The organism is Mucilaginibacter sp. AK015, from assembly GCF_014200785.1.
In the GTDB taxonomy this organism is placed as follows: domain Bacteria; phylum Bacteroidota; class Bacteroidia; order Sphingobacteriales; family Sphingobacteriaceae; genus Mucilaginibacter.
Genome location: NZ_JACHCV010000004.1, coordinates 324,052 through 348,102, shown reverse-complemented (window position 1 = coordinate 348,102; position 24,051 = coordinate 324,052). Strand labels below are relative to the sequence as shown.

Genomic DNA, 24,051 nt, shown 5'->3' with positions numbered 1-24,051 from the left:
TGAATTTCGATATATAAAGTAAAACAGAAAGTGGATAAAAATATGAAAAAAATTGGTTTAACATTATTAACCGCCTTTGCAGGCGGTGCTATGGCGTTAGGCGTATATAAATTTGCCGAAAAAAAGTACGCCGATAATATGAGTTTGGAGGATAAACAGAAAGTTTATTTTGCCAGCAACAGGGCCAACGCTCCGGTTACTTCATCTGCCGGTTCGGTAGATTTTACCCAGGCAGCGGCCGATGTAACGCCTGCGGTGGTATATATCCGCACAACCTTTGCTGACAGAAGTAACGACCAGCAGGACCAGATGGAGCAAATGTTTGGGCAACTGTTTGGGCAGCGTATGCGCCCGCAGGGTCCGCAAATGGCATCAGGTTCGGGTGTTATCATCTCTCCCGATGGCTATATCGTAACGAATAACCACGTGGTGGCCAGAGCCGAAAAAATCCAGATCGTTACTAATGATCACCGTAACTTTGAGGCTAAAGTAATAGGTACCGACCCTAATACAGACCTCGCCCTTATAAAAATTAATGCAACCAACCTGCCGATTGTGAAGCTTGGTAACTCCGACGCTGTTCGCGTTGGCGAATGGGTATTGGCTGTAGGTAATCCATTTAGGCTTAATTCAACTGTAACCGCGGGTATTGTGAGCGCCAAAGGAAGAAGCATTAATATTATTGGCCGCGATGAAGACGAAAGCCCATTCCCGGTTAGGCAAAACGAAAACCCTACGCTTAGGAAGGGCATCGAATCGTTCATCCAAACCGACGCGGCTATTAACCCTGGAAACAGTGGCGGCGCATTGGTTAATACCGCCGGCGAACTGATCGGTATCAATGCGGCAATCGCTTCCCATACAGGCAGCTATGAGGGTTATGGTTTTGCTATCCCTATTAACCTTGCAAAAAAAGTTCTTAATGATATAAAGAAATACGGCGCTGTTAAACGTGGCTATATCGGCATCAGCTTTGCCGACCTTAGCGACCCTGATGCAGCGAAGCAAGTTAACAGCGATAAAACAAATGGTTTATACGTAAGCAGTTTGCTAACCGGCGGAGGTGCAGAACAGGCAGGTCTTAAAACTGGCGATATAATTACAAAGGTTGAAGGTAACCCGGTTTATGAATCATCTGATTTACAGGAACGCGTAGCCCGCTTACAGCCAGGCGATAAAATTAACCTTACCGTATTGCGCGGTGGCAGCGAAAAGAATTTCAGCGTTACCTTAAAGCCGGAATCTGCCATAAGCAACCGCACAGCATCTGTAAATAAATCGGCAGCCGAGCTCTTTAACAAACTGGGGGCAAGTTTCCAGCCGTTAAATGCAGATCAGAAAGCCAAGTTTCATGTTAATTCTGGTGTGATGGTTACCCAGGTACGCCCGGGCGGTATATTTGATGATACCGAAATACCGGTGGGGTCAGTAATTACCTCTATTAATAAGCAACCGGTAAACAGCGTTGCCGATATGGACAAGGTAATAACTTCGTTAAAAAATGGCAGGCTCATCATTACGGGGTACTATCCTGATGGCGGTAGCTTCAGCAACGTTTTTGCAGTTCAATAATTATAAGTTCAATTCCAAAAAAAAACCGGCTAAAGAGCCGGTTTTTTTTGCATCATTCCATTAAAAAGTAACGCTTACACCGGTTGTAAATAAAAAGTAGATGCCATTCCGGGCATTTTCATTTACATAATTAACCTGTTTAACAGGTTTGATAAAATAAGGCGTAAAGTTGATTTGCCATTTGTTTATGGCATAAACTATGGGCATAGAGCCCGTAACCGCAAGCAAATTATAACCTTCAACCTCCCGTTGATGTTCCTCTGTTACCGTTTGGTTAATAATGGTTTGCTTTGGCTGCTTTGGAAACAAGATATTGATAGGTGACGTAGGTGTTGGGTTATCTACCGCGCGTTGAACCACCGAGTTGGTGTAATAGGTTTCGGTGAAACGCTGCGTACCGCTGTATAGCGTAAATGTTGGTGTTACTTTCAATCCGTTTGTTTTTTGCGCGCCGGTTTTAACAACCGCTATCTCTTTGGATAGTTCCGCTGTGTTAACAATATCATTCTTATTATTCCGGCCAAACCGGTAACTGCCGCCCAGGGTGAGCTTCACAATATCAGACGGATTAAAGTTAAGTTGCGCATCTATCGTGGTATTAAATGATGACAGGATGTTCGGGCTATCGTCATTTATAAAATACTTGGTAACAGATACGGCGCCTCCGTAATATTTCTTTTTATCGAAAGAAAAGACATATCCCGGAGTGATGCTAAATCCGGGTGAGTTGGAGCCGCCGCCGCCGGCATTAAAATAACCAATACCGCTCACAAACAGCCCGTACTTAGATATCAGCGTAAAAGTGGGTAATACCAGCGGCACGCTCGACTCGTCCCTGCGGCCGGCATAAGTAAGGTTAGAGATGTATTGCAACCCTGCATTATAAAATAAAGACTTAACCTGTGGGGTAACGGTATCCTTGCTTACCTCTTGTGCATGTGCGCCAACAGCGGCAGCCATCAATAAGGTAATGCAGATTAGTTGACGTTTTTTCATAGTAAAGCGTTTAAAATTTCCCGTATAAGCAAAAAGGCCGTTTAAGGCCTTTTGCTTTGAATACTTAAATAAAAATTAGTGCCTGGCTGCAACGCTGGTTTTGGTTGCAGTTGATGCATTTATTTTAACCTGTTTTTTCCCTACTTTAACAGCATTGCTGGTTGTAGCATGGGTATTGGTAGCACTTTTTACATTTTTTGATGATACCGCTGATTTGGCAGAACCATTTACAGTTGTTTTGCCGCTAACACTAACTTTAGTGTTTTTTACACGGTTAGCGGTAGTAGTAGCTGCGCTTTTTGCGCGAAGCGATGCGTTCTCTTTTGCAGCATTTGCATTTGCTGCTGCGGCTGTAGCAGCATTTTCGGTGTTATCAACAACCTTGTTGGCATTAACATTCACCTTTTCAGCGGCGGTTGCATTTACTGCACCGTTTACTGTTGCTGCATTATTACTTGCGGCTGTTTTTGCAGTTGTATTAAGGGTAGCGTCCACGGCGGTAGTAGCAGCCGGGGTAACAGCGGCCTTTTGTGCAGCTGCTACGGTTTGCGCTGTAGCGTTTTGGGTTGCGGCCTGAACTTGTTTTGTTACGGCGGTTGTTTGATTAACTGCTTTTTGCGCCACCGCTGCAGCATTTACAGTTGGCGTTGTGGCCTGTGTTACTATTTTAGTTGCTGTTGCAGCACCAACGTTAACTTGTGCCATTGCAGAATTAACTGCAAACAAGGCTGATGCAAATAAAATTGGTTTTAATAGCTTTTTCATGTCTGTACTTTTTATAGTTAAATAATCGGCGGAAAAAAGGTCCGCATTTATCTAACATTCGCAAAAGTAGTACCAAGCGTATAAAAGCTGTTTTTATAAGGTACCAGCTACTAAAGTCAATGCTGTTGTACTAAAAAAACTACATCTACCTGTGTATAAATCAGTTAATCCTATTGCCAATTTACTATAAAAAAAGCCCCGGCATTTGCCGGGGCTTAACATGCTCTTTATAAAGGGGCTTACATCTTTGGCATCCGTCGCATCATATTGGCCATAGCCGCCGGATTGCTCATTTGTTTCATCACTTTACGCATATCGTCAAACTGTTTCATCAGGCGGTTCACTTCCTGCAGATCTGTTCCCGATCCTTTTGCAATACGGGTGCGGCGACTGGGGTTAATAATGTCGGGGTTAGCTTTTTCTTTAGGGGTCATCGAGTTAATAATGGCTTCGATGCCCTTGAAAGAATCATCACTTACCTCTACGTCCTTCATCATTTTACCAACGCCCGGTATCATGCCCATCAGATCCTTCATGTTGCCCATTTTCTTGATCTGCTGTATCTGGCTGTAAAAGTCGTTGAAGTCGAATTTGTTTTTACGGATCTTACGCTGCAGCTCAGCGGCTTCCTTCTCGTCGAACTGTTGTTGGGCGCGTTCAACCAGGGATACCACATCGCCCATGCCCAAAATACGCGATGCCATACGATCGGGGTGAAAAACGTCCAGCGCTTCCATTTTTTCACCTGTACCGATAAATTTTATCGGCTTATTAACAACCGATTTGATAGAAAGTGCGGCACCGCCACGTGTATCACCATCAAGCTTTGTCAGTACCACACCTGTAAAGTCCAGGCGATCGTTAAAAACTTTAGCAGTATTAACAGCATCCTGCCCCGTCATCGAGTCAACTACGAACAGTATCTCGTGAGGGTTAACCGCCGCTTTTACCTGCTCTATCTCAACCATCATGGCCTCGTCTATAGACAGGCGTCCGGCGGTATCAATAATTACCACGTTATTGCCGTTTTGCTTAGCCTGGGCAATACCTTCGCGCGCAATGGCGATAGGGTCCTTTGATTCCAAATTAGCGTAAACAGGTATCCCTATTTGCTCTCCTAATACCTGTAGCTGGGTAATTGCCGCCGGGCGGTAAATATCATCGGCAACCAAAAGCGGTTTTTTGCCCTTTTGTGTTTTAAGGAAATTGGCCAGTTTGCCGGTAAACGTAGTTTTACCCGCACCGTTCAATCCCGCTATCAGGATGATGGTGGGCGATGCTTTCAGGTCCAGGTCGGCAGTTGTGCCGCCCATCAGCTCGGTAAGCTCGTCGTTCATCAGCTTGGTTAAAAGCTGGCCGGGCGAAATGGACGTTAATACGTTTGAACCCAAAGCCTTTTGCCTTACATCGTCAGTAAAGGCCTTAGCGGTTTTATAGTTAACGTCGGCATCCAGAAGGGCTTTACGTATCTCCTTCATGGTTTCGGCCACGTTTATTTCTGTGATTGATCCTTGTCCCTTTAATACTTTAAAAGCCCTGTCGAGCTTGTCCGATAAATTTTCAAACATTATTTATTCTAATTTTTGAGGATACAAAGGTATGATTTTGAAGCAATTTGCCTTAATAATAGTATTACAAAACCATAATTAACCAGTATTTAACAAAAAGAAATGTAACGTTTGTGCATTTTACAGCATCTTATAAAAACTATTAACCACCCAAAATGAAGGTTTTTTTCCTCGTTGTACTATTTAGCGCTGTAACGCTGGGCGCATTCTCGCAAACAGAGAAGAAAACCCTTGTTGCTATAAAAACAGAAACGCCCCCGAAAATAGATGGAACCCTTGACGACGCTGTGTGGCAAAACGTACCCGTAGCTACTGATTTTGTTGAGTTGCAGCCTAATGCCGGCAACCACGAAAAGCCCGAAAACCGTACGGAAGTAAAAATTATTTATGACAATGCCGCTATTTATGTAGGTGCCCGGATGTATGAGCGGGACCCGTCTAAGATCGCGCGCGAGTTTGCTACAAGAGACCAGGTTGGAAATGCCGATTTTGTAGGACTTATTTTTGACACTTATAAGGATGGCATCAATGGATCGGGTTTTTTTGTGACCTCAACTAACGGCCAGTTTGACGCCAAGTACGCCCCTAACCCGAATGGCAATACCGAAGATGAAACCTGGAACGCCGTATGGACGAGCAAGGTAAACATAGACAGCCTGGGCTGGACATGCGAGATGCGTATCCCTTACTCGGCCCTGCGCTTTTCTAAAAAGGACGTGCAAACCTGGGGCATGAATATCATCCGGAGGCGTCAAAACGTTCAGCAGCAGCTTTGGTGGAACGAGCTCGACCCAAAAATGAACGGGTTGATAAACCAGGAAGGTATATTAACCGGGATTAAACAAATTGAGCCTCCTGTTCGCCTGGCCTTTTATCCTTATTTTTCTACTTATGTAAACCATTATCCCTATAATACACCGGGTATTGCCAATACCAAAGCCAGTTTTAACGGGGGTATGGATGTAAAATACGGCATTAACGAAAGTTTCACGCTTGACCTTACCCTGATACCAGACTTTGGGCAGGTACAATCTGATAATAAGATATTGAACCTTACCCCTTTTGAGGTAAAGTATAACGAGAACCGTGCATTTTTTACCGAAGGAACAGAGTTGTTTAACAAAGGGAATCTTTTTTACTCGCGCAGAGTTGGGGGGCAGCCTATTAATTATTACAAAGCGTATGATAATTTACAGCCTACGGAACAAGTGATCAGCAACCCTACCGAAACCAAACTGATCAATGCCGTTAAGCTATCCGGCCGTTTATCAAATGGGTTGGGCATAGGGGTTTTTAACGGGCTTACCAATACCGCATATGCTACCGTAGAAGATTCGGTTACAGGTAACCGCCGGTTGGTGCAAACCAGCCCGGTTACCAATTTTAATATTATCGTTCTCGATCAAAACCTAAAGAACAATTCGTCCGTAACCTTTATTAACACCAATGTTAACCGTTTTGGTAAAGATTATTCGGCCGATGTAGGAGGCTTTGTTTGGAACCTGAATAACAAGAAAAACACCTACAACCTGGCAGGTTATGCCCTTATGAGTAATAAATTTAACAAAGGAGAGCAAACCGTAACCGGGTACAACTACGAAGTGGTTTTTGGCAAAGTATCTGGGAATTTTACCTGGAATGTGTCGCAGGACAGGGTTGACAGCAAGTACGACTCGAACGATCTCGGGATCATGTACAATAATAACTATATCGAACATAATTTAAACCTGCAATACGCCAATTATAAACCCAAACATCTTTTTACGCAATGGAATGTTTGGACAAACACCTACTCCTCTTACCGGGTAATGCCAACAGCTTACCAGTACTTTAACCAAAACTTTGGTGGTAACGCCAGCTTTAAAAACTTTTGGCAGGTAAATATAAACGCCCATTACCGGGTGGAGGGTAACGACTTTTATGAGCCTCGTTTTATGGGGAGGGTATTTAAAAACCCGGAAAACTTTGTTTTGAACTGGAACCTTAGCACAAACCGCGCTAAAGTTTTATCCGGCGGGTTCTGGTATTCTGACCAGTGGCTGGCCAACGGGCATGGCGGGCATGGCAATGACCTGGAGGTGTTTTATAATGTGCGCCTTAGCAATAAATTTTCGTTCGGCGAAGATGTTACTATCAGCCCTCGGATAAATTATACCGGCTTTGCAACATTCGATGATAATAATAACGATGTTTTTGCCCTGCGTGATGTGCACACAGTTGATAATACTTTTACCCTTAAATATACATTTAGCAGCATTATGGGCCTGAATTTGCGTTTAAGGCACTATTGGAGCAAGGTAAACAATAAAAAGTTTTTCGGTCTTGGGCAAGACGGGTACCTTACCGACCTGGCATCAGAAAAATTCGATCATGATATCGATCAAAACGCCAACATCTGGAATGTGGATATGATATACGTTTGGCAGTTTTCGCCCGGCAGCGAGCTGAGCCTGGCCTGGAAAAACTCCACGTTCAGCAATACAAACCTGGCCACGCAAGGATATTTTGGCAACCTTAGAAATACTGTAGAACAGCCGCAAAACAACAACTTTTCGTTAAAGCTGCTTTACTATATCGATTTTCAGACTTTCAGGAAACATCATAAGATCTAAACCCGGGCTGCATTACGGGAATTTGTATAATATACCCAGCGCCAGGCCTTCGGTGCCTTGTATGGTTGATGACGTGTTTTTGTCGAAAAGCAATGTACCGTTAATTGATACGTTGATAAGGCGGTTAACCTTAGCAGCCAATACTGCATCCACACGATGGCGCACGTAACTGAGTGATTGCCCGTAGGGGATGAACATATCATAACGCGTATTTAAATGCATATTTTTGGCAATGTCCTTATCAAAAATAGCTACCATCTGGAACGCCACATCGGTGCGGATAGTTTTGCCGGGTGTTACCCCGTAATTGGCCGGCTGGTTGTGATAAATGGTGGTGTCAAGCACAAAAGTTTGGCGGGCGGTACCCGTACCAAAACGCAGGTCGAAATAAGTTGTGGGCTTATATTCGAAACCTATCGACTCGGTTAAGTATCCCGGCGACATGAAGTTCGAGATGACAAGCGGTTGGGCAAGCACAGCCCCCGAAGCATCGTTGTATTGGTAGCCTTTGTCAAATTGCGATTCAAAACTAAGGGATCCGAAGAAAAACCAATGTTTGGATAGTTGCGTGGCTACCTTGTTATCAAAAAATATACGGTCGTTACTTTTACGCGACGATTGCCCCTTATTTTTTGATTTGCCATAAAGCAGGTTAAGCTCCGAGGTGTAGCTAAACGGCGCTTTATTATACTCAACCCGGTATATAAAATTCGAACTTAGCGCAACGGCTGTTACACCACCGGCCGCATAGTTGTCGCTAAAGGCCGCCTGACTAAAGTTTAACCCAAAAGTTATAAACTTACGCCAGTAACTTATTTTATAGTCAAGCATGGTTACCGGTATCAGTTCCTGCTGTATTTTTATGGGGGTTGGCGGTACCGGTATTACATTCTTCTTAGTAGGAATGCGGTATCTGTTAAGCAGATTGGTGTCTATTTTAACCGTGTCTTTTTTTACGGTATCTGTGATTTGTGCGCTTGCCGACAATGTAATTGTGAACGACAGTAAGAAAAATAGTCTGATACTGGTTTTCAACATACCACAAATAAAACGCAAAAAACTCTTATTTCATTGTTTTAATTTAAAATACCTACACCAGCTGTACCATCTGCGGTAACGGATGTAATGCATATCGGCCTCGTGTGCGTAAGCCTCGCGCTCAAAAATTATATTCAAATACGCTACGTTGTGATTGCGATAAACCATCAGATTTACCAGGTAATTTACCAGGTATAACAGGTAAAAAGGGATTACCAATAACTCGGCTTGCTGCTTCAGGTGAATACGTTCGTGGTTGATAACTACCGCATCGTTCAAAAGTTTTTTATTGTTTACCAGTATAACCGGAAATAAGGCCATGCCGCTCACCTTTAAGAAAGGGGCAACAATTATTTTGTATCGGTATCCCATTTAATTTGTGGCAGCGGGGCAAGCTCATAGGCTTCAGGGTGGCGTAAATAGCGTTTCAGATTCGTTTTAATGTAATTAATAAACTCGTAATCGCCTAAAGACAAAACCAGGTAATAACCAGGGCGGTACTTCTGCATAAAATCGGTTAACCGCGGCTCTTGCAAGTGCGTAATACCCTGCACAAAGGCTTTGTTAAACCGGTAATCTATAATGCTTTGCCGGTACTCTGCATCTATAATGTTCCGCAGCTTTTCGGCGTTACGACCGCTTTTACTAAATGCGTTGTAAAGGGCATCCAGGCCAAAACCAACGCCACCCGGCCCAAACTTCAAAAGGTCTGCATTATTTATCGACCCATATATTTTGCTGTAATCGCGTTGGGTATTGGCCAATCGCCTTTCGGGCGTTAAAAAACTGTCGCGGATGGTTACTTCTTGCAGCGGGATGGCTTTCGGGCGCATGTAAACGGCCATGGCGGCGTAGCCTGTTACCTTAAGGGTATCGGTGTACATATCCGGCTTGCTAAATACCAGCAGGTCTCCCGGATTAGCGGGTATGGTAAATTCGCCCTTAAACGTGTTATAAACGGTTTTGCGTGATGTGATGTTTTGCACATTAACCTTTGCTACGCGGGTTTTGGTGTCTTTATTAAATACAATGCCGGTCACCTCCTTTTCCTGCGAAAAAGCTGTTGCGCATAAAATGCTAAAAAAACAGGTAAGCCATAACTTCATTGTAAAGTTTAAAGCTAATCGTTTAAAGAGGGAAAATTTATCGTTTAACAATATTTAACACACTATTTCACCACAACAATTTTCTGACCTATCTTAAGGGTATTGTCAGACATTTTGTTGAGCGATCGTAATTCATCAACAGTGATACCAAAACGTTTAGAAATATTGTATAGTGTGTCGCCCTGTTTTACGGTGTAAATTTTATCGTCGGGCGGGGTTTTTGAAATAGAGTCCTGCTGCGGCTGGCCCATGTTGTCGTTTATCTGTGTAAGCACCCGGTCTTCGCGCTTTATCTTTGCAATTTCGCCTTCTGGACGGTCGTACTGATCAAGCTGATATTTGGTTATGATGTTCAGCAGCAGCTGCGGATACTTTGGGTTGGTTGCATAACCGCAGGCTTTTAAGCCGTAAGCCCAGCCTTTAAAATCATTCTTATCCAGTTCAAAAAGGCGGGCGTAGTTTTTCTTCTTTAAAAACTCCGAGTGATCGCGAAAAGATTCTTCCGGGTTATTATAAACCCTGAAACAGTCGTTTTCGTTATCATCGTTTTTGTAATAGCTTTCACCCGCCCACGTGCTGCCGCATTTTATCCCAAAGTGGTTATTGGCCACCTTGGCCAGCTCGCTATTGCCGCTACCACTTTCAAAAAGGCCCTGGGCAAGTGTTATGCTGGCGGGGATGCCGTAAGTATTCATTTCCTGTATGGCAATGTCTTTAAAGCGTTCGATGTACTCCAGCGAGGTAAAGTCTTTATGCGCAGCTATAGCAGCGCGGTTGCGTTTTTGAATAGCCTTGTTGTTTTTTGAGGCTTTGCTGCGGCTAATGGTGTTTTTGTGGGCCGAACACGAAGTGAATAACAGGGTGGCAATTAATAATGTATATATCCTACGCATGCAGTTAAGCTTATTGTTAGCCAAACTTAGGTTAAAAAATATAAAAGTTAATTGTTGTCTGCTATTTCGCGTTTGGTACTATCAGGCATGGCATCATCGTCAAGTTCGTTCAGGTCATATTTGTTGATGATACCTAAAACCTGGGCGGCCCATTTTTTACTGCTTGCGTAACCACTGCGCTGTATGCCCTTCGCCCAACCTTTATAATCCGTTGTAGAAAATTTATCAAGCAGGTGACTGAACTGTTTGCGTTCGGTCATGATGCGGGCGAAATCTTTAAATGAATCGAGCACGCTATCGTAGCGTTTGTATGATGAATGTACCTTTTTGTTGCCTTTATAGTACACCGTGCTGCCACCGCCCTTAACACCAAACTGGTTGTTCAGATTTTTAGCCACAGCGCTCTTTCCGCTGGCCGATTCATGAATTGCAACGCCTAAAATAATGCTTGCAGGCACACCGGTTTCATGCATTATGCGAATGGCATTGTTTTTGAACTTCTCGATGTAAGATTGTGCTGCGGATTGCGCCGATACGGCCGTGGTAGATGCAATTAATGCGGAAACTGAAAGGAGAGTAACAGTTAAGAGTTTCTTCATAATTATTTTTTTCTGATGATCAATATGCCGTCGCGGACAGGTAGAATTAGTTTTTCGACCTGTGTGTTAACAGCTATTAGTTCATTTAGTTTGCGGATATTCTCGGTATCGGCATCTTTTTCAGCGCCATATACTTTCCCTTTCCACAAAACATTATCAATTATTATTAAGCCTCCTGGCCTTACTTTATCAATTACTAACTCAAAATACTTAAAATTATTTCGTTTATCCGCATCAATAAAAACCAAATCGAAGTTAGTTTCTTCAAAATCAGCTATTATTGATTCTGCAGCCCCAAAATGAACCTTAATTTTTTTATCCACATTTGTTGATCTGAAATGTGAGTTAAGCATTTCCTCAAATTCCCGGTTAACTTCAATGGTATGCAATATGCCCCCTTCAGCCAAACCCTCGGCGAGGCAAATGGCCGAGTACCCGGTAAAGGTCCCTATTTCTAAAATAAGTTTTGGCTGTATCATTTTGCTGATCATGCTCAGCAACCGTCCCTGGTAGTGGCCCGATAGCATATGCGGCTTCAGCACCTTCAGGTAAGTATCCCGGTTTATTTTTTGCAAGGCCGCCGGTTCCGGGTCGCAATGGTTATCAAGGTAGGCCTGCAAGGCCGGATCAAGGATCTCCATGCCGGCAAAGATACACCGCAGATTTTTAGGATTATGTGATTTTGTTGATTTTTGACAAATTATAAACTATTGGTTGCGATTTTTTCTTGAGAGTTTATATTCATTAGTCGCTCGTTTAAATTCAAGGCTCCTTCCGCCAAAATTTATTAATAATCCGGTTTCCAATTTGTATGCTTCCAAGTAATTTAACACTTGTGCCAAATGTGCATCATCTAACTGTGATATCGCTTTCAATTCGACCATCACAACATTCTCAACCAAAAAGTCTACCCGCCTTGTTCCAACTTCAACTTCTTCGTAATGAATAGTCATTTCTAATTCACGGGAGAATGAAATGCCTTGTTTTTGCATCTCGATTGCCAAACAACGCTGGTATATAACTTCCTGAAACCCGTTACCCAGGGTCCGATGAACTTTCATCGCGCAGCCAATGATCTTCCCAGTAATATCCGAGTGCTTATAGTCCATTCTTTCGTTTAATCAGCGAGATCTTAAAATCATTTAAATCTGCGGTCCATCCAGCTTTGCAGCAATATCACGGCCGATATCGTATCAACAAGCTCTTTATTTTGCCGTGCTTTTTTGCCCATGCCACTTTGCGCTATGGTAGCCGATGCCATTTTTGAGGTAAAGCGTTCGTCGAGCATTTCTACCGGAATATCCGGAAAGGTTTTTTTAAGCAGGTTTACAAATCCCTTAACGTGCATAGCTGATTGTGAAGGGGTGTTGTCCATCTGTTTGGGTTCGCCAACAACAAAGCGCTCAACGCCCTCGGTCAGCAGGTATTTTTTCAGGTAGTCTATGATTTTTAACGGATGGATCGTATCCAGGCCCGTAGCGATGATCTGCATCGGGTCGGTAACGGCAATACCTATTCGCTTGGTACCATAGTCAAAAGCCATTACTCTCATTTTATTTGAGATTTTAGATGTTCGATATTGGATTGAAACATGGCGGTCTTAGTTTACTGCAAATGTGCGTATTATTTAGATGGGTGTTGATTGTGGTTGCTAAATCTACCATCTAAAATCGTACATCTAAAATCAATTCACTATTTTGCACCAAATGCAGTTTAAGGATATAATAGGGCAACAAGCAATTAAGCAGCGGTTGATAACCTCGGTTAACGAGAACAGGGTTAGCCATGCGCAACTGTTTTTAGGGCCGGAAGGTGCCGGAGGCCTGGCGCTGGCGGTTGCTTATGCGCAGTATCTATCGTGCGGAGACAAGCGGCCGGACGACTCATGCGGCGAGTGCGCATCGTGCCGGAAGTACCAGAAACTTATGCACCCCGACCTGCATTTTTCATACCCATTCTTCGCCAAGCATAAGGATGACACGGCGCTTACTTTTATTGAGCAATGGCGTGATGCCTTTACAGCCCATCCGTATATTAACCTTGATATTTGGCGCGGCTATCTGGATGCCGAAAACAAGCAGGCTAATATTAACATTGCCGAGTGCCATCAGATCATTAAAAAACTGAGCTTTAAACCGTTCGAATCTGCGTACAAAGTGCTGATTCTGTGGTTGCCCGAATACCTTGACAAAGAGGGGAATGCTTTGCTGAAAATGATTGAGGAGCCGCAGCCCAACACACTTTTTATACTGGTAGCCCAGAACCAGGACCAGATACTGAACACGATATTATCGCGTACGCAACTTGTTAAAATCCCTTGTTTAAATTACGGGGATATAAAAGCCGAACTGGAAAATAAGCACCATCAAACAGAAACAGCGGCATCAGGGATTGCCTACCTGAGTAATGGAAACATGACCGAGGCTTTAGCCATGCTGCAGCACGACACTAAAAGCTATCATGCGTTATTTGTGCAATGGCTGCGTTATTGCTTTGGCAACAAAGGGCTTGATATTTTAAAATTTGTAGACCAGGCGGCAAAGATGGGGCGCGAGAATCAAAAAAACTTTTTACGCTATGGAACCAGCTTTATACGCGAATGCACCCTGCTGCGCGCAGGGGCCGAACGCATAGTTAAACTGCCCGGGCAAGAGATGGAAACGGCAAAAAAAATGTCGGCGGTTATCAGCAACGCCATGGCACAGGGTATTATTACCGAGCTGGAAAAGGCTCATTATCATATAGAACGTAATGCAAATCCTAAAATCTTGTTTTTAGACGTATCTTTGCAGATTATAAAAGTACTAAATTTGAAAACTGTCCCCGCGGGGAATCATTATATACCGAATTAATTATGGGATGCGGAAGTTGCTCATCCGGCGGATGTACGCCGGCCGGCTGCAAAAGTAATGGCTCTTGCCTTACTAATGGTTGCGCCAAATTAGATGTTCACGATTGGCTGTCGCACATGGATATGCCAACTAACTATAAACCTTTTTCTATTGTAGAGGTCAGATTTAAAGGCTCGCGGAAAGAGTTTTACCACAACAACGATAATATTTACCTGGAGGCGGGCGACCTTGTTGCCGTTGAAACCACCACCGGTGGTTACGACATAGGCCACGTGTCTATCACCGGCGAACTGGTGCGGCTGCAAATGACCAAGAGGCATGTAAAAGAAGCTGATGTTGTTAAAAAGATATATCGCCGCGCCACCCCGGCCGATGTAGATAAATGGAAGATGGCCAAAGATATGGAATGGGAAACCATGCATAAATCGCGTACGCTCGCCCTCGACCTTAACTTATCGATGAAGATAAGCGATGTGGACTACCAGGGCGATAAAACAAAAGCCACCTTTTATTATACCGCCGAGGGTCGCGTTGATTTCAGGGAACTGATCAAAAAAATGGCCGAAAGTTTCCGCATCCGTATTGAAATGCGCCAGATAGGTATGCGCCAGGAAGCAAGTCGCCTGGGTGGTATCGGTTCCTGCGGCCGCGAACTTTGCTGCAGCACCTGGTTAACAGATTTTAAAACAGTTTCTACATCAGCTGCCCGGTATCAGAACCTATCGTTAAATACCTTGAAGCTTGCGGGCCAATGCGGCAAATTAAAATGCTGCCTCAACTATGAGCTGGATACCTATATGGATGCGCTTAAGCATATACCGGACAATGTGAATGTGCTGAAAACTGAAAAAGGCGATGCTCGCCTGCAAAAAACCGATATATTTAAAAAAATAATGTGGTTTAGCTACCCGCGCGAAGAAGCCTGGGTGCCTATGCCGATAGCCCGCGTAAAGGAAATTCAGCAGCAAAACCGCGAAGGCATTATCCCGGCGGACCTGGGTGAGGTAGTTGTGGTTGAAACCAAGCCGGTAAAGATCCTTGATTACGAAAATGTGGTTGGTCAAGATAGCCTTACCCGCCTTGACGAGCGCCGTAGTCAAAACAACAAGAATAAAAATAAGAACAAAAACCGTAGCCGTAACCAGCAAGGGGGTAATCGCCCGGATGGCCAACAAGCATCCCAACGACAGGATGGCAACCGTCCTCAAGGGGGAAACAGACCAGACGGCGGCAATCGCCCGCAGGGAAACAATAACAACAGGCGCAATAATAACCGGCCACGCCCGAATAATAATCAATCGCCCAATAATAATCCCCGGCCGGAATAATGCGAGCATTTAAATTTATTCTTGGCAGCTTAATAACCTTCGCGCTTTTTGCGGCGCAAGGCTGTACTGATCCTAATGCGATAGTTGATCAAAATACCCCTATCGATAATCACAACTGGTCGTACGTTAACCGGATAAAAGTTGATGTTAAGATTGACAATATCAGTGTGCCGTATAACCTTTACTTTAATGTAAGGGTAAGCGGTAACTACAGATATTCTAATATATTCGCGCTGTTAAGGCAAACCTCGCCCGGCAAAAAAACACAAACCACCCGTTATGAATGGCAGTTGGCCAATAAAGACGGCGAATGGCTGGGCAGCGGCAGCGGTAATATTTACAGCTACCAATTGCCCCTGCGAACCAATTATAAATTCCCCGCCAAGGGCGTTTATCATTTCGAGATAGAGCAAAATATGCGCGATAACCCGCTTCATGAGGTTATCGATGCCGGCTTACGGGTAGAAAAAGTGCGCTGATCTTTAACGCCAAATATTTAAAACCTGAAATAACTCTGTTTGTAGTTTATGTATAACAAACATCTAATATGAAAAAGTTATTTCTTTATATAGCCATAGCAGCAGGATTAAGTTTATCCGCATGCTCGGGCAATCAAAAAACCGGCGGCGACAAGCCTGATTCAGGCGCTACCAATCCAGGTAATTCGGGAGCAACAGATAGCGCGGCGATTTCTGCCGGTTCCGGAAGTCCGCAGGCCGTTGGTACAAGCGGTACTGATACCAGCGGAAATGGAAAAGGCACCACTAACCCAACATCAGACACCCTTAAAACCAATCCGAAATAAGATGAAAAAGTTAGTTATATACTTATTTACGGTGATAGCAATATCTACCGCATCGTGTAAAAGTAAGGATAGCAAGGTTGATGCTGCTGATTCGGGACAGGTTCATGTGGGTGGTTCCACAACTGCCGATAGCGCTAAATATCCCGCAACTCCTGTTGAAACCGGTGGGCAGGATACGAGTGCTGATGGTACCATGAACACTAACCCGGCGAAAGACACGGTGAAAGGAACCCGCTAGCTTACTAAATATTTTATTTTAAAAGTAAAATAGCTACATTCGTTTTGCTAATATTTTTATCAAAATGGATGCTATTATTTTAGGCGCGGCGATTGTTATATTACTGATAGCCGTTGTTATATTTCTGAAACGGCCTGCTGCCACCGGTGTTTCAACAGGGGAATTATCTTTGTTGAAAACTGAAAATGAAGCCTTGAAGATTTCATTGGCTAAGGCCGAGGAAAAAGCTGCCGGCATATTAACCGAAAAGGAAAACCTCACCAAACATTTTAAAGACGAGCAAAGCCGGCTATTAGATGAGCTTTTATACGAACGTACTCAATTGGCCCAGGCTAATCAGTCGTTAGAATCATCGCGTACATATTTTAAGGCCCAGCAGGAAAAGCTGGCCGAACAAAAAGAAGAAATAGAACAAACCCGCAAGCATTTTCAGCGCGAGTTTGAGAATATTGCGGAAAAATTATTGAAAGAAAAATCGCGTGAGTTTACTGATGTTAATAAGCTAAGCATCGATGCTATATTAAATCCCTTGAAAGAAAACATAAAGGCCTTTGAGGATAAAGTTGAGAAGGTTTATAACATGGAGGCTGCCGAGCGCAATACGCTTAAGGGTGTTATAACGCAGTTAATGGACCTGAATAAACTCATCAGTACCGAAGCCTCAAACCTGACGAGGGCTTTAAAAGGCGACAACAAAAAGCAGGGTAACTGGGGCGAAGTCATCCTTGAAAAGGTTTTAGAACGCAGCGGATTGATCCGCGACCGCGAATACCGCGTACAAGCCAGCCTGAACAACGCGGATGGCAGCAGGCTGCAGCCCGATGTAATTATCGACCTTCCGGAGGATAAACATTTAATAATCGATTCCAAGGTGTCGCTGATAGCTTATGATCGTTTGGTAAATTGCGAAACGGAGGATGAGCGTAAACTATACTCAAAAGCGCATGTAGAATCGCTGCGCAACCATGTACATGGTCTGTCGGCCAAAAGCTACCACGATCTTTACCAGGTAAATTCGCCTGATTTCGTGCTCCTTTTTGTGCCGATAGAGTCATCCTTTAGTTTTGCCGTACAACTGGATGCTGACCTTTTCAGTGATGCCTGGGAAAAGCGGGTGGTGATCGTTAGCCCAAGTACTTTGCTGGCTACCCTGCGCACCATTGCCAGCATCTGGAAACAGGAGCGCCAAAATCGCAATGTATTAGAAATAGCGCGACTGAGCGGTGAAATGTATGATAAGTTTGTAGGTTTTGTTGGAGATATGGAAGGCATCGGCAAAAACATTAAGCAAAGCCAGGATAGTTATGACAGGGCACTTAGCAAACTTACCGATGGCCGGGGCAACCTGACCATTACCGCCGAAAAAATTAAGAAACTGGGCGCCAAGGCCAATAAACAGATAGAGCACAAATACATTAGCGAAGATTAGTATGCCTGTTGCGCGTTTTGCTTACCCCATTGTCGCTCCGTTAGCATTGAATTACGAAAACATTAAAAAGCCCGGTTGCATTAGCAAGCGGGCTTTTTATATGTTGATTCTTGACTCTTATTGTCTTGTCTCACCTACACATGAAAATTATTAGCTTTCATGTAATTGTAGCTTTTGGTAATACTTACAAACGGATCGCCGGGGCAAATATCCTGCTCATTGAAAAAGTATTTTAAGCCCGATGTTTTGGTATGCTTAAATATCTCTTTAAAAGGGATTACACCGTTACCTACCTCGGTAAACATTTGCTTTGGTGAGTTATCCATATCCTTTACGTGCCATAACGGGAAACGGCCCGGGTGTTTCTTAAACATGGCGATAGGGTCTTGCTTGGCTTTATACATCCAGTAAATGTCCATCTCCATTTTCACCAGATCTGCATCGGTGGCATCAAGAAGCACATCGTACGGGTATTTGCCATCCTGCGATGCAAATTCAAAATCGTGGTTATGGTAGCAAAGCTGGATGCCTGCTTTTTTGGCTATTTCGCCACCCTTGTTTAGCTTATCGGCCGTTTCTTTATAATGGTCAAGCGTGCCGCGTTCGCTATCTAACAGGTAGGCACAAACCATGTATTTAAGCCCAACCTCTGCAGCGTCGTCAACGGCTTTTTGCCAATCGTTGGTAATGGTGCCTTTGGCGTTTGGCATACCTTCGCCCAGCATAAAGTGCCCGCTTGGCATGATCAGGCCATTATCACTTAAAACTTTTTTAAATGCGGCTGGTTCCATCCCGTAAAATTTTTGGGTGCCGGTGTAAGTAGCGCCTTCAACCGAGTTAAAACCTACTTTGGCAACTTTAGCCAGCGTAGCAACCGGGTCTTTAGCCATTGCATCGCGCACAGTGTAAAGCTGTACGCCTACATATCTTTTTTTATGCGCTGCAAATAATTCGGGCGCCATTAGCAGGCCGGCCGAAACCACCGCCGTGGTTTTCAGGAACGAACGTCTTGATGTCATTTCGGTAATTTAATTGGTTTGTGTAAATGTAACACATTGACTATACAAAACAAATAGACCGCATAAATATTACAAGGTTTAATTTGCCATAGATATTAAACAAAAAATCCCGGCAACAGCGTTACCGGGACGAGTATGTTTGATAATAGCCGAAACTACTTTGCCGGGCGCGATGGTTTGTTTTTGCCAAACCTTTTGGGGTTGCGCCGCCCATCGCGGCGTTGAGAATGACCCGCGCTGTGGGGCCGGTCTTCTTTCGGTGGCGCAGCGATACCCTGCAGTTCTTCAGGCAGTTCCTTTTGGGTAATGGGTTTATCAATAAGCTGCTCTATGCTCTTCAGCCGTTTAAGGTCGCGGTCGTTCACAAAGGTTATGGCCGTGCCTTTGCTTGCTGCGCGCGCAGTGCGACCAATGCGGTGAACGTAGTCTTCCGGGTCGCCGGGTACATCGTAGTTAACCACCAGGTCTATCCCCTCTACATCAATACCACGCGACAATGCGTCAGTGCCAATAATAACGGGCAGCTGCTTGTTTTTAAAGCGGAGCAATATCTCTTCGCGCTCGTTTTGCTGCAGATCGGAGTGAAAAGCAGCCACATTGATATGCGCCGACTTCAGCTCCTTATAAAGGGATTTCACAATTTCCTTACGTGATGCGAAAATGATAGAGCTTAGGTAGCCGCCATCCTTTAAAAGCATTTTTAGTAAAGGTGTTTTTTGCCCGTCGTGCAGGCGGTATATCTGCTGGTCGATACCTGCTGCGGGCTGGGATATGGCAATGTTTATTTGCTGCGGATCGGTAAGAATCGCCTTAGCTAACGTGCGGATACGCCCGGGCATGGTTGCCGAGAACAGCAACGTTTGGCGTTTTTTTGGCAAATAGCCAATGATCCGCATAATGTCGTCCTGGAACCCCATGTCGAGCATGCGGTCGGCCTCGTCTAAAACCAGATGGGTAATGTCGTTAAACTTTAGCACCCCTGACGTAAGATGCGCTATCAGCCTTCCCGGCGTAGCTATAATAATATTCACATTGTTTTGAATACCGCGTCGCTGCTGCTCATAAGCCATGCCATCGCCCCCGCCAAAAACCGCCTGCGAGCTTACGCCCGTAAAATAGGCAAGGCCCTCTACCTGTTGGTCTATTTGCTGAGCAAGTTCGCGCGTTGGTGCAAGTATAAGGGCTGTGGTATGGTGCTTATGCGTATTGCATATGTAATTTAAAACAGGCAGCAAATATGATGCGGTTTTGCCGGTGCCCGTTTGCGCACAGGCTATAAGGTCGTCGCCGTTAAGTATGGCCGGTATAGCCATTGCCTGTATAGGCGTTGGGGTAGTGTACCCCATACTTAAAACGCCCTCTAAAAGTTGTTCGTTAAAATTAAAATCCTGAAAAGTCACTTATGTTATTAAAGATGAGCACGCAAGGTAAGCATTTTTGTGGTTTTATGCATGTTTACTTTATTATGATACAATGTGGTTTAATTTTGAGGGCCTGATCTGCCGGCTTAAAATTTCTGTTAAAGAAAACTATTTTAGGTATAAAGTATTTCTGTTAGTATCTATGTATACATCTGCCATTTACCCTGCTAAAGCGTTCGTTCTTTTCCTGTTAGTGCTTGTATTTTCATCGGCCCAAAGCTATGGATCGCCAGACGATACATCAGTGTTCCAAAACAGTATCGATACCGGAAAAGTGGCTGCCCGCGTAGTAAACCGCGACTTTAATAACATCTATATACAAAACCTTAAACCCTCTTTTTTTGGGCAGGAGCTTTTTCAGCCGGTTAAAACCAAACTGGTGGGCGATGTTAACGCGCACTTTGTATTGTTAAATACCCCTAAGTCACGTTTCTTTTTTGACCTGTCGGCGCGGGTAAAGCTGCGGTTGTTATCCGCCTATGGCGAACCTGTGAAATCTCCGAGCTATATGCCCAGCGGTAATTTATATTACAGGCTTAACCGCGACGCTTACAAACCGCAGTTCCTGCAATTATCATACACCCATCATTCAAACGGTGTACGGGGGCCAACCTTAAAACCCGATGGCGGCTTCAATCGCGATAGCGGAAAATTCAGCACAGACTTTTACTCGCTTAACTATACTATCGGCAAACGGGTAGATAACCCCAATAACATTATTAATCATTACAGCACTATCGGCATCGAACTGCACCGGGGTTTGTTTGGTGACGATGCGGCTATGGGGCTGCCCGGTAGTTATGGTTTTGTACGCGTTAACGGCGGCTATATTTATAACATTGCCAAAAGGTACCAGGACGATATCGACGCCGACGCATCTTCGTTTAAGAACTGGCAGCGCATACAGTTCGATTTTACTTACATTGCCGATAAGTACCGGGGCTATGATGCCTTAAATTTAAAAAAGCGCCTCAACGTTAGCCTCAAATATTACTACCAGTTCCCGTTTATGCAAAATGTATCGTTCATCGTGGGCGGGGGTTACCGCGGGCAGGATGATTATAATATTTACTTTGAAGACAGTTACGCCTATGTGCAATTTGGGGTAGCATCGGGACTGAATTTCTTATTTCATAAGGATTAGCTTTTAAGCGATTAAGAGGCTGTTATCTAATAAGCAATATGTGCAGCGGCGTTATCCAGTCCTGCCAAACAAAACAGGTGTCATTTGCTTAAAAGTAAATTTCGGCGGCAGCTATCTGTAAAAATTTTGATTGATAAATTGCGTTACTATAGCATCAATAAAAATAAATACTACATTTAGCTGTTCTAATATTAACAAGCGGTACCCACACTGCTATATCTGATAACCCGTATGAAAAAATTACTTTTAAGCGCTATTGCTGTTGCAGCATTGCAGTATTCATCATTTGCGCAAACCAAACTTTTTGATGGTAAAACCACCAACGGCTGGCATGCTTATCTACAAAAAGATGCAGGCCCGTGGAGCGTTGTTGACGGTGCATTACAGTTTGACCCTAAAGCACCGCACTCAGCTGACCTGATAACCGATGGAGAATATGAAAATTATGAGCTTAAGGTAGATTGGAAAATTGCCGAAGGCGGTAACAGCGGTATCATTTTCGGCGTGCACGAAGACCCGGCCCTGGGCGCTACGTATTTATCGGGGATTGAAATGCAGGTATTGGATAATGAAAAAGCCGAAGATAATAAAAACCCCACCCACCTTGCCGGGTCGTTATACGATATGAAAGGCGCACCTGCAAATGCTGCAAAGCCTGCGGGGCAGTGGAATACTGCAAAAATACGTAAAGATAAGGGCCACCTGACTTTTTGGCTTAACGGTAAAGAAGTGATAAACGTGCAAATGGGCAGCCCGGAGTGGACAGAGATGCTGAATAACAGCAAGTTTAAAACCTGGAAGGATTTTGCTAAATACCCAAAAGGCCATATCGCGTTGCAATCGCATGGTGCGGTAGTAGCATATAAAAATATTACCCTTAAACAATTGTAGCCATTAACATTAAATTTTATAGTTCGACATATAAATGGAAGATTTACAGATAAAAAAATCAACCACAGCATACGATGTAGTAATTGTAGGCTCGGGCGCGGGCGGCGGCATGGCCGGTTACGTATTAGCTAACGCTGGCGTAAAGGTGTTAATGCTTGAAGCAGGCGCTTATTTTGATCCTAAAGTAGATTCGCACCAGCTTAAATGGGCATGGGAGTCGGCACGCCGGGGTGCTGGCACTACCCGACCATTTGGCGATTTCGATGCCGCTTATGGCGGATGGGAATTAGAGGGGGAACCTTACACCCAGAAGGACGGCACCGAGTTTGCGTGGTTCCGTGCACGTATGCTGGGCGGCCGTACCAATCACTGGGGCCGTATATCCCTGCGTATGGGGCCTGATGATTTTAAACCAAAGGACGGGCTTACTGACCCGTGGCCGATAACTTACGACGACCTAAAGCCTTATTATGACAAGGTTGACCGTATGATAGGTGTTTACGGAACAGTTGAAAATATTGAAAGCGAGCCGGACGGAATTTTTCTGCCGCCGCCAAAGCCACGATTAAACGAGTTGTTTATTAAGCAGGGCGCTACCAAAGCAGGGGTTAAAGTAATTACCGGCCGCGGATCGGTACTTACCGAGGCCTTACCCAATAATAAAGACCGTGGCGCTTGCTTTTTTTGTGGGCAGTGCGGCCGCTCATGTAAAGTTTACGGCGATTTCTCGGCCTCGTCATGCCTGGTGATCCCTGCCATTAAAACCGGCAACCTAAAAGTAATAACAAACGCAATGGTGCGCGAAGTTATTACCGATAAGAACGGGCTGGCTACCGGCGTATCATACGTAAATAAAGATGATATGCAGGAGTACCAGGTAAATGCCAAAACGGTGGTACTTGGTGCAAGCGCCGGCGAATCGGCGCGTATATTGTTAAATTCAAAATCAGCAGCCCACCCGGGCGGCCTGGCCAACAGCAGCGGTGTGGTAGGTAAATACCTGCACGACAGTACCGGATCCGGCGCGGGCGGTTTTCTTCCGCAGCTGATGGACCGCAAACGCTACAACGAAGATGGTGTAGGCAGCGTGCACATCTACTCGCCCTGGTGGCTTGATAATAAAAAACTGAATTTCCCGCGCGGCTACCACATCGAGTACGGTGGCGGGATGCACATGCCATCGTACGGTTTTGGCGGCGGCATACAGGATATGAACGGTGCTGTGCCCGGCCGCGACGGTAAGAAGAAAGATGGTGGCGGTTACGGGGTTGGATTGAAAGATGACTATCGCCGTTTTTACGGAACACAGGTAGGCATGGCCGGCCGTGGTACTGCTATTGCACGTGCCGATAACTATTGCGAGATAGACCCTAACGGCGTTGTTGATAAATATGGTATCCCGGTGTTGCGTTTTCACTATAAATGGACCAACGACGAGATAAACCAGGCCAAACACATGCAGGAAACCTTTGAGGAGATACTGCATAACATGGGCGCTATCTACGGCACCATGCAAGGGCCCGAAACCAATTACGGCTTAGAGGCACCGGGCAAGATCATTCATGAAGTGGGCACCGTACGTATGGGCGACGACCCTAAAAAGTCGGCTTTAAACAAATATTGCCAGGCGCACGATTGTAAAAACCTTTTTGTGGTTGATGCCGCACCGTTTGTGCAACAGGGCGATAAAAACGCCACCTGGACCATTCTGGCCCTAAGCATGCGCACAGCTGAATATATATTACAACAACGTAAAAAACTTAACGTATAACGCA

24 protein-coding genes are annotated in these 24,051 nt (G+C 44.6%); 11 read left to right on the top strand and 13 right to left on the bottom strand.

Going from position 1 to position 24,051, the window contains the following annotated elements; genetic code table 11:
- The first annotated feature begins 42 nt into the window (after window positions 1-42).
- The gene (locus HDC91_RS16465; RefSeq protein ID WP_183554023.1) at window positions 43-1,572 is read left to right on the top strand and encodes a Do family serine endopeptidase; all 1,530 of its coding nucleotides are present in this window, start codon (window positions 43-45) and stop codon (window positions 1,570-1,572) included.
- A gap of 60 nt (window positions 1,573-1,632) precedes the next feature.
- On the opposite strand, the gene HDC91_RS16460 is transcribed toward HDC91_RS16465, so the two are convergent.
- The 3 genes from HDC91_RS16460 to ffh all read right to left on the bottom strand — a co-directional run bounded on the left by HDC91_RS16460 (window position 1,633) and on the right by ffh (window position 4,901).
- Complete coding sequence (locus HDC91_RS16460; RefSeq protein WP_183554021.1) at window positions 1,633-2,568, bottom strand: hypothetical protein; 936 nt, start codon at window positions 2,566-2,568, stop codon at window positions 1,633-1,635.
- 75 nt (window positions 2,569-2,643) lie between these two features.
- Window positions 2,644-3,333 carry a hypothetical protein gene (locus HDC91_RS16455; protein WP_183554019.1) on the bottom strand — a complete coding sequence of 230 codons (690 nt, stop codon included), beginning with the start codon at window positions 3,331-3,333 and terminating at the stop codon, window positions 2,644-2,646.
- A 239-nt stretch (window positions 3,334-3,572) separates the two neighbouring features.
- A complete protein-coding gene (ffh, locus tag HDC91_RS16450) occupies window positions 3,573-4,901 on the bottom strand; it encodes a signal recognition particle protein (RefSeq protein ID WP_162430006.1) in 1,329 nt (442 codons plus the stop codon).
- Between the two features lie 155 nt (window positions 4,902-5,056).
- On the opposite strand from ffh, the gene HDC91_RS16445 reads away from it, so the two are divergent.
- Window positions 5,057-7,513: a DUF5916 domain-containing protein gene (locus HDC91_RS16445; protein ID WP_183554017.1), complete on the top strand. Its 2,457-nt coding sequence runs from the start codon at window positions 5,057-5,059 to the stop codon at window positions 7,511-7,513.
- A gap of 12 nt (window positions 7,514-7,525) precedes the next feature.
- On the opposite strand, the gene HDC91_RS16440 is transcribed toward HDC91_RS16445, so the two are convergent.
- From HDC91_RS16440 to ruvX, 8 genes are all read right to left on the bottom strand, one after another.
- The gene (locus HDC91_RS16440; RefSeq protein WP_162430004.1) at window positions 7,526-8,551 is read right to left on the bottom strand and encodes a DUF3078 domain-containing protein; all 1,026 of its coding nucleotides are present in this window, start codon (window positions 8,549-8,551) and stop codon (window positions 7,526-7,528) included.
- A 30-nt stretch (window positions 8,552-8,581) separates the two neighbouring features.
- Entirely contained in the window at window positions 8,582-8,923 is a 342-nt protein-coding gene (locus tag HDC91_RS16435) for a hypothetical protein (protein ID WP_183554015.1), read from the bottom strand.
- Window positions 8,902-9,657 (bottom strand): hypothetical protein, encoded by a 756-nt coding sequence (locus HDC91_RS16430; RefSeq protein WP_183554013.1) that lies wholly within the window; start codon window positions 9,655-9,657, stop codon window positions 8,902-8,904. Before HDC91_RS16430 ends, HDC91_RS16435 begins: the two co-directional genes overlap by 22 nt.
- Before the next feature lie 62 nt (window positions 9,658-9,719).
- The gene (locus tag HDC91_RS16425; protein WP_162430001.1) at window positions 9,720-10,550 is read right to left on the bottom strand and encodes a glucosaminidase domain-containing protein; all 831 of its coding nucleotides are present in this window, start codon (window positions 10,548-10,550) and stop codon (window positions 9,720-9,722) included.
- Window positions 10,551-10,597: 47 nt separating this feature from the next.
- A complete protein-coding gene (locus tag HDC91_RS16420; protein WP_162430000.1) occupies window positions 10,598-11,149 on the bottom strand; it encodes a glycoside hydrolase family 73 protein in 552 nt (183 codons plus the stop codon).
- Between the two features lie 2 nt (window positions 11,150-11,151).
- Window positions 11,152-11,790 (bottom strand): O-methyltransferase, encoded by a 639-nt coding sequence (locus HDC91_RS16415; protein WP_183554011.1) that lies wholly within the window; start codon window positions 11,788-11,790, stop codon window positions 11,152-11,154.
- Window positions 11,791-11,856: 66 nt separating this feature from the next.
- Complete coding sequence (locus HDC91_RS16410) at window positions 11,857-12,258, bottom strand: GxxExxY protein (RefSeq protein WP_183554009.1); 402 nt, start codon at window positions 12,256-12,258, stop codon at window positions 11,857-11,859.
- A gap of 29 nt (window positions 12,259-12,287) precedes the next feature.
- A complete protein-coding gene (ruvX, locus tag HDC91_RS16405; RefSeq protein ID WP_162429997.1) occupies window positions 12,288-12,701 on the bottom strand; it encodes a Holliday junction resolvase RuvX in 414 nt (137 codons plus the stop codon).
- A gap of 154 nt (window positions 12,702-12,855) precedes the next feature.
- On the opposite strand from ruvX, the gene HDC91_RS16400 reads away from it, so the two are divergent.
- From HDC91_RS16400 to rmuC, 6 genes are all read left to right on the top strand, one after another.
- Entirely contained in the window at window positions 12,856-14,001 is a 1,146-nt protein-coding gene (locus HDC91_RS16400; RefSeq protein WP_183554007.1) for an ATP-binding protein, read from the top strand.
- Window positions 14,002-14,003: 2 nt separating this feature from the next.
- Window positions 14,004-15,329: a regulatory iron-sulfur-containing complex subunit RicT gene (locus HDC91_RS16395; protein ID WP_183554005.1), complete on the top strand. Its 1,326-nt coding sequence runs from the start codon at window positions 14,004-14,006 to the stop codon at window positions 15,327-15,329.
- Entirely contained in the window at window positions 15,329-15,808 is a 480-nt protein-coding gene (locus tag HDC91_RS16390; protein WP_183554003.1) for a gliding motility lipoprotein GldH, read from the top strand. The genes HDC91_RS16395 and HDC91_RS16390 overlap by 1 nt, the downstream gene beginning before the upstream one ends.
- 68 nt (window positions 15,809-15,876) lie before the next feature.
- Window positions 15,877-16,134, top strand: a complete 258-nt coding sequence (locus HDC91_RS16385) for a hypothetical protein (RefSeq protein WP_183554001.1) — start codon at window positions 15,877-15,879, stop codon at window positions 16,132-16,134.
- A 1-nt stretch (window position 16,135) separates the two neighbouring features.
- Window positions 16,136-16,372, top strand: coding sequence for a hypothetical protein (locus HDC91_RS16380; RefSeq protein WP_162429992.1), 237 nt, complete (start codon window positions 16,136-16,138; stop codon window positions 16,370-16,372).
- A gap of 64 nt (window positions 16,373-16,436) precedes the next feature.
- Window positions 16,437-17,801: a DNA recombination protein RmuC gene (gene rmuC, locus HDC91_RS16375; protein ID WP_183553999.1), complete on the top strand. Its 1,365-nt coding sequence runs from the start codon at window positions 16,437-16,439 to the stop codon at window positions 17,799-17,801.
- Between the two features lie 134 nt (window positions 17,802-17,935).
- Here rmuC and HDC91_RS16370 read toward each other — a convergent pair whose 3' ends face one another.
- Window positions 17,936-18,820 carry a TIM barrel protein gene (locus HDC91_RS16370; RefSeq protein WP_183553997.1) on the bottom strand — a complete coding sequence of 295 codons (885 nt, stop codon included), beginning with the start codon at window positions 18,818-18,820 and terminating at the stop codon, window positions 17,936-17,938.
- A 155-nt stretch (window positions 18,821-18,975) separates the two neighbouring features.
- Window positions 18,976-20,220, bottom strand: coding sequence for a DEAD/DEAH box helicase (locus HDC91_RS16365; RefSeq protein ID WP_183553995.1), 1,245 nt, complete (start codon window positions 20,218-20,220; stop codon window positions 18,976-18,978).
- 73 nt (window positions 20,221-20,293) lie between these two features.
- On the opposite strand from HDC91_RS16365, the gene HDC91_RS16360 reads away from it, so the two are divergent.
- The 3 genes from HDC91_RS16360 (at window position 20,294) to HDC91_RS16350 (ending at window position 24,047) form a co-directional block, all read left to right on the top strand.
- Window positions 20,294-21,385, top strand: coding sequence for a hypothetical protein (locus HDC91_RS16360; RefSeq protein WP_183553993.1), 1,092 nt, complete (start codon window positions 20,294-20,296; stop codon window positions 21,383-21,385).
- A 231-nt stretch (window positions 21,386-21,616) separates the two neighbouring features.
- Window positions 21,617-22,276: a DUF1080 domain-containing protein gene (locus HDC91_RS16355; RefSeq protein WP_162429988.1), complete on the top strand. Its 660-nt coding sequence runs from the start codon at window positions 21,617-21,619 to the stop codon at window positions 22,274-22,276.
- Window positions 22,277-22,310: 34 nt separating this feature from the next.
- Window positions 22,311-24,047 (top strand): GMC family oxidoreductase, encoded by a 1,737-nt coding sequence (locus HDC91_RS16350; protein ID WP_162429987.1) that lies wholly within the window; start codon window positions 22,311-22,313, stop codon window positions 24,045-24,047.
- Window positions 24,048-24,051: the final 4 nt, after the last annotated feature.